Source organism: Streptomyces sp. NPDC018947 (assembly GCF_044390505.1).
Classification (GTDB): domain Bacteria; phylum Actinomycetota; class Actinomycetes; order Streptomycetales; family Streptomycetaceae; genus Streptomyces.
This window is the reverse complement of sequence record NZ_JBIRZD010000022.1, coordinates 113,357-124,238: the sequence shown is the minus strand read 5'-3', so window position 1 is coordinate 124,238 and position 10,882 is coordinate 113,357. Positions and strand designations below refer to the sequence as shown.

5 protein-coding genes are annotated in these 10,882 nt (G+C 73.5%); 4 read left to right on the top strand and 1 reads right to left on the bottom strand.

What is annotated here, in order from left to right; translation table 11 throughout:
* On the bottom strand, positions 1 to 6,013 hold a 6,013-nt coding region (locus tag ACH499_RS32035; RefSeq protein WP_399020290.1), incomplete at its 3' end, for an amino acid adenylation domain-containing protein.
* 500 nt (positions 6,014 to 6,513) lie between these two features.
* On the opposite strand from ACH499_RS32035, the gene ACH499_RS32030 reads away from it, so the two are divergent.
* The 4 genes from ACH499_RS32030 to ACH499_RS32015 all read left to right on the top strand — a co-directional run bounded on the left by ACH499_RS32030 (position 6,514) and on the right by ACH499_RS32015 (position 10,855).
* Positions 6,514 to 6,759 carry a phosphopantetheine-binding protein gene (locus ACH499_RS32030; protein ID WP_356202169.1) on the top strand — a complete coding sequence of 82 codons (246 nt, stop codon included), beginning with the start codon at positions 6,514 to 6,516 and terminating at the stop codon, positions 6,757 to 6,759.
* A complete protein-coding gene (locus ACH499_RS32025; RefSeq protein ID WP_356202171.1) occupies positions 6,756 to 7,973 on the top strand; it encodes a beta-ketoacyl-[acyl-carrier-protein] synthase family protein in 1,218 nt (405 codons plus the stop codon). The genes ACH499_RS32030 and ACH499_RS32025 overlap by 4 nt, the downstream gene beginning before the upstream one ends.
* Before the next feature lie 77 nt (positions 7,974 to 8,050).
* Entirely contained in the window at positions 8,051 to 9,799 is a 1,749-nt protein-coding gene (locus tag ACH499_RS32020) for an acyl-CoA dehydrogenase family protein (protein WP_399020287.1), read from the top strand.
* 24 nt (positions 9,800 to 9,823) lie between these two features.
* A complete protein-coding gene (locus ACH499_RS32015) occupies positions 9,824 to 10,855 on the top strand; it encodes a beta-ketoacyl-ACP synthase III (protein ID WP_399020286.1) in 1,032 nt (343 codons plus the stop codon).
* Positions 10,856 to 10,882: the final 27 nt, after the last annotated feature.

The window sequence follows — 10,882 nt, the reverse complement described above, 5'->3', positions numbered from 1 at the left end:
CATACACCGGCTCGGGCAACGCCCGCCGGTCCAGCTTCCCGTTCGGCGTCAACGGCAACGCCGCCAACACCACCACAGCCGCCGGAACCATGTAGGAGGGGAGCCGGCCGGCGAGGCGGCCGCGCAGCTCCGCGCCGAGGGTTTGCGCGGCGTCGGAGGCGACGACGTAGGCGACGATCCGGCCGGGGCGGTCCGCCCGGGTCACCACGGCGGCCTGGGCGACCTCCGGCTGCGCCGTCAGCGCGGCCTCGATCTCGCCGAGCTCGACCCGGTGGCCGCGCACCTTGACCTGGTCGTCGGCCCGGCCCAGGTAGTCGAGCGTGCCGTCGGCCCGTCGCCGCACGAGGTCGCCGGTGCGGTACATGCGCTCGCCCGGCGCGCCGAACGGGCACGCCAGGAAGCGGTCCGCGGTCAGCCCGGGACGGTTCAGGTATCCGCGTGCCACACCGGCGCCCGCCACGTACAGCTCGCCCGGCACGCCGACCGGGACGGGGCGCAGCCGGCCGTCGAGGACGTAGGCGCGCGCGTTGGCGATCGGCAGGCCGATCGGGGGCCGGTGGGCGCCGCTGAGCGGGGTGCTCATCGTGGCGCACACCGTGGTCTCGGTGGGTCCGTACGCGTTGATCATCCGCCGGCCCTCCGACCAGCGGGCCACGAGGTCCGCCGAGGAGGCCTCACCCGCGACGACGAGCGTGCGCACGGTGGGCAGGTCGGTCGTCTCCTGCACGTCCAGGACGGTCGGCGGCAGGGTCAGATGGGTCACCCCGTGCTCGGCGGCGGTCTGCGCGAGAGGGGCGCCCGGGCGCAGCCGGCCGGGGTCGGCGAGGACCAGGCAGGCGCCGGACAGCAGCGCCATGACGACTTCCCAGAAGGCCGCGTCGAAGCTGAGCGAGGCGAACTGGAGGACCCGGTCGCCGGGGCCGACGTCCAGGTGCCGGCGCTGCGCGGCGAGGAGGCTGGCCGCGCCGGTGTGGGTCCCGGTGACCCCCTTGGGGCGGCCGGTGGACCCGGAGGTGTAGATGACGTACGCGGCGTGGGCGAGGGTGAGGGGCGCGCGCCGTTCGGCGTCGGTGAGGTCGTGGTCGGGGAAGCGGCCGGGGTCGGCGGAGTCGAGGTCCAGGACGGCCGTCCCGGCCGGCGGTGCGCCGGTGCGGCCGCTCGCCACCAGGGTCAGCGCCGGGGCGCCGTCGGAGAGCAGGTAGGCGATGCGTTCGGCCGGGTACTCCGGGTCGACCGGGAGGTAGGCGGCGCCCGCCTTGAGCACGGCCAGGACCGCCACGACGAGGTCCAACGAGCGCGGGAGCATGAGGGCGACCCGGTCCTCGGGCCCGATCCCCCGCTCGGCCAGCAGCCGTGCCAGCCGGTTGGCGCGCCGGTTCAGTTCGGCGTACGACAGCTCGGTGCCGGCGTACCGGACGGCGGGCGCGTCGGGGGTGCGGGCGGCCTGGGCCTCGAAGAGCGCCGGCACGGTCTGCCGCGGGACGTCCTCGCGGGTGTCGTTCCAGGTGTCGGTGAGGAGGCGGTGCTCGGCGCCGCTCAGCAGCTCGACGTCGCCGATGTGCAGGCCCGGGTCGGCGGCCACGGCGGCCAGCAGCCGCTCCAGCCGGGTGACGATGCGCTGGACGGTCTCCCGGTCGAAGAGGTCGGTGGCGTACTCGACGTAGCCCTCGAGGCCGGCGGGGGCACCCTGCTCGTCCGTGGTCTCGGTGAGGCTGAGCGAGAGGTCGAACTTGGCGCCGCCGGGATGGACCACTCCCGGGCGTACGCCGAGGCCGGGCAGCTCCACCTGGTAGCCGGGGGTGTTCTGCAGGACCAGCAGCACCTGGGCGAGCGGCAACCGGGTGGCCGACCGGCTGGGGTTGAGGACCTCCACGAGCCGCTCGAAGGGCAGGTCCTGGTGGGCGTAGGCGGCGAGGTCCACGTCCCGCACCCGGTCGACGAGTTCGCCGAACGTGGGGTTGCCGGAGGTGTCGGCGCGCAGCACGAGGGTGTTGACGAAGAAGCCGACGAGGTCGTCGAGTGCCTCGTCGGTGCGGCCGGCGACCGGGCCCGCGATCGGGATGTCCTCCCCGGCGCCGAGCCGGGTCAGCAACCCGGCGAGCGCGGCGTGCAGCACCATGTAGAGGGTGGCGCGGCGCTCTCCGGCCAGCGCCAGCAGGCTCCGGTGCAGCGCGGCGTCGAACGCGACGGGCAGCGCGGCGCCGCGGCGCCCGGTCATCGCGGAACGCGGCCGGTCGGTGGGCAGGTCCAGTTCGTCGGGCAGGCCGGCCAGGGTCTCGCGCCAGTGGGCGAGCTGTTCGTGGGCGAGCGTGCCGGGCCGGTCCTCGCCGGCCAGCAGTTCGCGCTGCCACAGGGCGTAGTCGGCGTACTGCACCGGCAGCTCGGCCGGGTACGGCTCGGTGCCGTCCAGGCGGGCCCGGTAGGCGGTGGCCAGGTCGCGGGTGAGCGGGCCCATGGACCACTCGTCCCCGGCGATGTGGTGGACGACGAGCAGCAGGACGTGCTCCTCGGCGCCGAGCCGGTACAGCGCGGCCCGCAGCGGGATCTCCCGGGACAGGTCGAAGCCGGCGGTGGCGGCCTCGGCCAGCAGGTCCGGCAGCCCGTCCTCGTCGGTGCCGGTCACCGGCAGCGGTACGTCCGGTGCGGCGAGGACCACCTGGCGCGGCTCGCCGTCGTCGTCGGCGAAGACCGTGCGCAGCGACTCGTGGCGGGCGACCAGGTCGCCCAGCGCGGCCTGGAGCGCGGCGTGGTCCAGACGACCGGTCATCCGCAGGGTGAGCGGCATGTTGTAGGCCGCTCCGACGCCTTCCACGCGGTTGAGGAACCACAGGCGCCGCTGGGCGAAGGACAGGGGCACCGCCTCCGGCCGTTCGGCGCGGCGCAGTTCGGGCCGCCCGGGTCCGTCGGTCGTGAGCCGGGCGGCGAGTTCGGCGACCGTCGAGGACTGGAAGAGCGTGCCGAGGGGCACTTCGGCGCCGAGTTCGGCGCGGATCCGGACGGTGAGGCGGGTGGCCAGCAGTGAGTGGCCGCCGAGGGCGAAGAAGTCGTCGTCGACACCGACGCGGTCCACGCCGAGGACCTCGGCGAACAGCCGGCACAGGGTCTCCTCGCGCGGTGTGCGCGGTGCCCGCCCCGCCACGAGCGCCGAGAAGTCCGGGGCGGGCAGGGCGCGCCCGTCCAGCTTGCCGTTGGGGGTGAGCGGTAGCGACGGGAGTTCCACCACGGCCGACGGCACCATGTACGGGGGCAGCGACTCGGCGGCGTAGGAGCGCAGTTCGCCGGTCTCCGCGGCGGGCTCGCGCGGCACCACGTAGGCCACGAGCCGCTTGTCGCCGGGCTCGTCCTCGCGGACGACGACGGCGGCCTGGGCGACCCGGGGGTGGCGGGAGAGCACCGATTCGATCTCGCCCAGCTCGATGCGGAAGCCGCGGATCTTGACCTGGTGATCGATGCGGCCCTCGTAGGCGAGCGCGCCGTCGGGGGTCCAGCGTGCCAGGTCGCCGGTGCGGTACATCCGGGCGCCGGGGGCTCCGAAGGGACAGGCCACGAACCGGCCCGCGGTCAGCCCGGGCCGGTTGAGGTAGCCGCGGGAGAGTCCGGCGCCGGCCACGTACAGCTCGCCGGTGACGCCGGGCGGCACGGGGCGCAGGGCCGCGTCGAGCACGTAGGCCCTCAGGTCGGGGAGGGGGGAGCCGACGGTGCTGCCGGTGTCGGCGGCGGCGTCCTCGCGGCCGAGCGCGTGCCGGGTGACGTGCACGGTGGTCTCGGTGATGCCGTACATGTTGACGAGCGCCGGTCGGTCGTCGGGGTGCCGCTGGTACCAGTCGCCGAGCTTGCCGGGGGTGAGGGCCTCGCCGCCGAAGATCACGTGCCGCAGGGCGAGCCGTGTCTCCGGGCGCAGCGCGTCGGCCTGGCTGAGCTGGTAGAAGGCCGAGGGCGTCTGGTTGAGGACGGTGACGCCCTCCTCGGCGAGCAGGGTGTGGAACGCCTCGGGCGAGCGGGCGACCGCGTGGTCGACGACGACCAGCCGGCCGCCGTGCAGGAGGGCGCCCCACAGCTCCCAGACGGAGAAGTCGAAGGCGTAGGAGTGGAAGAGCGTCCACACGTCGTCGGTCCCGAAGCGGAACGATTCGGCGGTGGAGGAGAAGAGCCGCGTGACGTTGCGGTGGGTGACGACGACGCCCTTGGGCTTGCCCGTAGAACCGGACGTGAAGATCACGTACGCGGCCTGCTCCGGGTTGAGCGCCGCGATCCGGTCGGTGTCGGACGGGTCGGTGTCGAAGGCGTCGGTGCCGTGGGGCGCTTCGTCCCGCACGGCCTCCACCGTGTCGAGGACCAGCACGGGCGCGGCCTCCGCGAGGACGGCCTCGACCCGTGCGGCCGGGGTCTGCGGGTCGATCGGCAGATAGCCCGCCCCCGTCTTCAGCACCGCGAGGATCGCCACCACCAGCTCGGCCGAGCGCGGCAGGACGAGTCCGACCAGCCGCTCGGGGCCGGCCCCGCCCGCGATGAGCCGGCGGGCCAGCCGGTTCGCCCGCCGGTTCAGCTCCCGGTAGGTCAGGTGGGTGTCCCCGTGGGTCACGGCGATCGCGTCGGGCGTGCGCCGGACCTGGTCCTCGAACCACTCCGGGAGCGTGCCGGCCGCGAAACCGGCACCGTCGCCGTTCCACTCGGTCAGCACGCGCCGCCGCTCGTCGGGCAGGAGGACCTCGGTGAGTCCTGCCGGGCGGGCGGGTTCGGCGAGGAGCTCGCGCAGGAAGGCGGGGAAGCGCCGGCCGTGGTCGGCGACGGCAGCGGCGTCGTACGCGGCGGAGTTGCCCGCGAGCAGCACGCGGACGCCACCGTCGTCGGACCCGCCCTCGAAGGCGATCACGAGGTCGTCGACCGGGCCGCTGGGCACCCCGCGGGCGTCGGCCGCGCACGGTCCGAACCGCAGGTCCTGGGGGAGCGGGAGGAAGTTCACGGCGGGGCCGAACATGCGGCGGGTCGGGGCGCCGGCCCCGAGGTCCTTGCGCAGGTCCTCGCCCCGGTACCGCTGGTGCCGCAGCAGGGCGCGCAACTCGCGCCCCACGTACCGCTGGAGCTCGGTGAAGGGCAGGCGCGGGTCCAGCCGCAGCCGCAGGGGCAGCACGTTGGAGGCCATGCCGGGCGTGGCCCGGGTGACCGGGGTGAGGCGGCCGGTGACGGGGAAGCCGAGCACCAGGTCGTCGCTGTCGGAGAAACGGCCGAGGTAGGCGGCGGCAGCGGCGGTCAGGGTGACCTGCCAGGTCGTCCCGGCCTCCTGGGCCAGGCGCTTGACCGTGGCGAACAACTCGGGGTCCAGGTGGGCGGTCTCGCGGTGCGCCTCGGACCACAGGCCGGTGGGCCGGTCGGGCAGGCTCAGCAGCTCCGGGGCGTCGCCGAAGCGTTCGAGCCAGTAGTCGCGGTCCTTGCCGCCGCGCGCGGAGGCGGTGTAGTGCGCGTCCTCGGCGAGGAGGTCGGCGAGCGGGGAGAACGGGGTGGGCGGGGCCTCGCGGCCCTCGGCCAGGGCCGAGTAGTGGTCGGCGGCCCGCTGGACGACCAGGTTGAACCCGTAGGCGTCGCAAGCGATGTGGTGGACCCTCATGTACCACAGGAAGCGGTCCGGGGCGATCCGGAACAGCTTGTGGAGGAACAGCGGGCCGCCGTACAGGTCGAAGGGGTGGACGAGGTCGTCCTCCATCGCGGCGAAGGCCTCCGCCCGGCCGTCCGGCGAGGAGGTCAGGTCCCGGATCTCCAGGGGCCAGTCGCCGGGAGCGGTCACGGACTGCCAGGGGACACCGTCTCTCTCGCCGAATCGCACATGGAGTGCCTGGGCCTCGTCCACGGTCCGGCGGAGTGCGCTCTCGAATTGCGTCACATCCAGCGGCCCGTGAATTTCCACACATCCACTGATGTTGTAGAGAGGGCTGTCCGGAATGAGTTTCTGAGCGAACCAGACGCGCTGCTGCGCTGCCGACAGCGGATTACGGGCAGACGGCGATCCGGTGAACATCCTGCGCTCCCCCATGTGTGCAGGGGGCAGTTCCCTGAATCCCCCCCGTTACGTTTCCCCCGACGCGCTGGGCTCTCGAGGTCTCGCATCGATCTGCAAGATAACAATGCCTTCGTTGCCGGCGCCACGGATAATCGGTCCATGCCCTGTGGCGCTGACGGGGCGTCAGTGGACACTAGCATGGCCACCTCAACGAACTGCCCTCAGAGTGGCGTTGACCAGCGGCACCATCCGGGTACAGAATCCTGGACGGCTCCGGACACCGACCGTCGCGCCCTGCGCCCGGGTTGAGCGTGAAAGGCCCAGGGCGCCGCCCGAACAAGGGGTGCGGCAGATGCCGGAGCTACTGTTCGGCATCCGTCAAGGGGGATCCATCGGGCGCGGAACAGGGTGTTGTCCATCACAGTACGGGGGGAGTGCAGGAGTCCTGCACAGCAATCATGCAATCGTCGTCACGGTCGCAGACCCCTGTAATTTCGGCCTTTTCAGGGGTGTTTTGAATGAATGACGGTCTTCAGTCGACGATCCACGGCATACTTGTCGACGACCTGGAGGTTGACGCCGAGCAGATCACGCCCGACGCCCGCCTGGACAATCTGGAACTGGACTCTCTGGCGATCGTCGAGTTCATCACCCGGGTCAAGGAGGAGTACGACGTCGACCTGGGTGACGAGGAAAGCGCCCTGAAGGAGATGACCTTCGGCGAACTGGTGGACCTCGTGGGTACCCGACTGGGCTCGTCATGACGGCTGCCCTTCCGGTCGCTGTCACGGGAACCGGGCTGGTCACCCCCGCCGGGATCGGCGTGGAGGAGACCTGGCGGTCGGTCCTGAAGGCCACGTCGCCGGCGGTCCGGGACAAGGCGCTGGAAGGCACCGGCGCCACCTACTGCCTGCGCGTCCCGGAATTCGGGTCCGAGGTCCTCTCGGGCAGGGGAACGGCGAACACGGATCCCTTCATCCGCTTCGCGCTCGTCGCGGTGGGTGAGGCGATCCGTCAGTCCGGGCTCGACCCGGACACCTGGGACGGCAGCCGCGTCGGCCTCGTCATCGGCACCGGGATCGGCGGCGTCGGCACGCTCGCCCAGTCGCAGGACCGTTTCGCCGCACGGGGTGCCGAGGCCGTCTCGCCGTACCTGCACCCCCGCGCGCTGCCCAACATGGCGGCGGGCGCGGTCGCCCTGCGCTACGGCATCAACGGACCGTCCCACACGGTCGTCTCCGCGTGCGCCTCGGGCGCGGTCGCCATCGGCGTCGCCCGCGATCTACTGCGCGCCGGTTCCTGCGACGTGGTCGTCGCCTGCGGTACGGAAGCCGGTGTCGTGCCCGTGACCGTCAGCGGTTTCGCCCGGATGGGCGCGCTGTCCAAGCGGGACGACCCGACCGCCTCGCGCCCGTTCGCGGCGGACCGGGACGGTTTCGTCATCTCCGAGGGCGCCGGCGCCGTCGTCATGGAACGGCCTCGGACCGCGGCGCGGCGCGGGGCCGGGGAACTGGGCCGCGTACTCGGCTACGGCTACACCACGGACGCCCACCACCTGGTCGCCCCCCGCGCCGACGGGCTCCAGGCGGAGGCCGCCGTACGGCAGGCCCTGCGCGACGCCGGCCTGGAGGCGGAGGAGATCGGCCACGTCAGCGCCCACGGCACCTCGACCCCGATGAACGACCGCATCGAGGGGGAGCTGATCAAGCGGCTCTTCCCGCACGGCCCCTCCGTCACCGCCGCCAAGGGCGTCCTCGGACACACCCTCGGCGCGGCCGGGGCCATCGGGGCCGTCCTGGCGCTGCGCACCCTGCGCGACGGCGTGGTGCCGCCCGTGGCCCACACCACGCGGACCGATCCGGAACTGGCCGGCCTCGACGTGGTCCTGGGAGAGCCGCGTGAAGAGCGTTCCGCGTACGCCCTCAGCAACTCCTTCGGCTTCGGCGGGCACAACTGCGCGCTGATCCTCGGACGTTGAGGCGAGACGCACATCAGGCCGCACTGCTCACCACAGGAGGACCGCAGCGGATGCCGCTGATCAACGGGGACTTACCCATGACCGACGAGCGCGTGGCCACACTGACCACGCTGCTGGCCGAGCCCGACTTCGCCGAGATCCGGCCCGAAGGGCAGAGCCTGTACGACTACAGCGTCACCACGCTGCGCCGCGCCCTGCGCATCAATCGGGCCGGCATCACCGCCAACTCCCTGTGGCTGGGCCGCGGGGAGCCGTCCGGGTTCCCCGACTTCCTGCGCGCGATGGGATGGATCGGGGCCTACGACGCCTCCCTGCTCAACGTCCTGGTCTCCCACCAGATCGCCGGGGACGCCTGCCTCAGCCACGCGTCCGCCGGGCAACTGGAGCGCTACGCGCCGCAGATCGACACCATGGAGCAGGTCTACTGCTTCGCCTCCTCGGAGCTGCACGCCGGGTCCGACCTGACCCGCGTCGGCACCACGGCCACCTACCGGCACGCCGACCGCTCACTGGTGCTGCACACACCGGACCCCGCGGACAGCAAGGTGTGGATCGGCAACAGCCTCTACACCGGGGACGTGGCCATGGTGCTGTGCCGGCTGCGCGTCGGCGACCGGGACGAGGGCCATCACTGGCTGCGGGTACCCCTGCGCACGGCGGGCCGCCTGAACCGGGGGATCAGCGTCCGGGGCGCGGAACCGAAGGGCGGCGTCGAGGCCAACCAGACCGGCATCATCCGCTTCGACCACTGCGTGCTGCCGCTGGACGCCCTGATGGGCCGCTGGGCACACATCGACGAGGAGGGCGTGTACCACTCCCCGGTGCGGCGCTACCGCCGGTTCGACGAGTGCCTCGCCACCTTCACCCACGAGCGGCTGTTCCCCAGCATGGGAGCGGCCATGGCGCAGCGCCTGGCCTGTGCCATCACCACCCGTTTCGCCGCCGCCAAGCGGACGTTCGGCTCCCCGCTGCTCGGTCACGCGCACTACCGCCAGCGGCTGCGCACCGCGGCCGGCCGCGCCCTGGCCGCCCACCACGCGCTGGAAGCCCTCGTCGAGCGGGCCATCGGGCGCGCCGGTGCCCGGCACCCCGCCGAGGACCGGCTGCTGCACGCGCTGATCACCTGCGCCAAGACCGGCAGCACGGGCGACGCCCGGGTCACCCTCGCGGACACCCGGGAGCTGTGCGGCGGGCTCGGGTACCACCGCCTCAACCAGATCTCGCCGATGCAGCACGACTACGAGATCGCGGTGACCTTCGGCGGGGACAACACCGTCCTCGGCTACCAGGCGTCGCGGTTCGCCCTGCGTGAACGCGCGGAGCTGGCCGGCCTCCTCGACGAGGCGGTCGGCGACGCCGTGGACGGCAGCGACCCGGAGACCGGTGCCCTCGTCACGGCGATGCGCCGGCTCTGCGAGGTCCTGCTGACCGAGGTGGAGACCGGGGGGCCGGGTGCGGCCAGCACCGCGTGGTCGCGTGCCGTCTACCAGACACTGGCGCTCGGCCACTGGTCCACCCGCGCCGCGGAGCCCGCCGGGCGGGGGCTGCTGCGGCACTACGCAGCCGGCTGCCTGCTCGAACACGGCGTGACGGGACTGCGCGCGGGCGTGCTGGACCAGGACGATCTGCTGCGGGCCGACGGGCTGCGCACGCGGGAGGGCGCCGCGGAACTGGGCGCCGAGGACCTGCTCGCGCTGCTCGACGTACCCGAGGCGCTGGTGCGCGCCCCCATCGCGCACGGCGACTTCGCCGACCGTCATCTGCGGCACGCCGCCGGCCCACGTGACGCGCTGGGCGCCGATGCCCTGGCCACGGCCCTGGCCTGACACCGACCGGGAAGGACCCCCCACATGGACGACGCCCGCGCGGTGATGACCGGCATCGGGAGCTGTCTGCCCCCGGACGTGGTGTCCAACGACGACCTGTCCCGGTCGCTGGACACCTCGCACGAGTGGATCCACAGCCGCACCGGCATCAGCCGGCGTCATGTGGTGAAACCCGGGGTGAGCACGGGTGACCTGGCCACGGCCGCCGGTGCGGCCGCGCTGGAGTCGGCCGGGCGGCGCGCCTGCGACCTGGTGCTGCTGGCCACGACCACCCCGGACCAGCCCTGCCCGGCGACCGCCCCGCAGGTCGCCGCCCGCCTGGGGTGCGCCGGGGTGCCCGCCTTCGACCTGTCGGCGGTGTGCTCCGGCTTCGTCTACGGGCTGGAGACGGCGTCCGCGCTGATCCGGTCGGGGCTCTACGGGTCGGTGCTGCTCATCGGCGCCGAGACGTACTCGACCATCGTCGACCCCACGGACCGCAACACCGCGGTGCTCTTCGGCGACGGCGCGGGCGCGGTGGTGCTGGAGCGGGGAGAGGCCGGGACGCCGGGCGCGGTGCTCCACACCCGTCTGGGCAGCGACGGCACCGAGGCGGGGCTGATCGCCGTGCCGGGCGGGGGCTCCCGGGCACCGCGCCCGGATCCGCACGGCCCGCCCTCCTACTTCCGGATGGAGGGCAAGGAGGTGTACGCCCGCGCCGTGTCGACGATGACCCGCTCCGCCCGGGAGGTGGCCGAGGAGGCGGGGTGGCGCCCGCAGGACGTCGACGCCTTCGTCGGTCACCAGGCCAACGCGCGGATCCTGCGCGCCGTGGCCAGACGCCTCGGGCTGCCCGCGGAGAGGGTCGTGTGCCACATGGGCGAGGTGGGCAACACCGCCGCGGCGTCCATTCCCCTCGCCCTCGGCTGGGCGGCCTCCCGGGGCACGCTGACGGCCGGTGACCGGGTCCTGCTGACGGCCTTCGGCGGCGGGCTGACCTGGGGCTCCGCCGCGATGACCTGGCCCGGTGCGCTGCGGCCGGTGACGGCCGTGGAACCGGCGCCCCAGGCGGTCTGAGCCACCGGTCCCCCGCCGGCCGGCGGA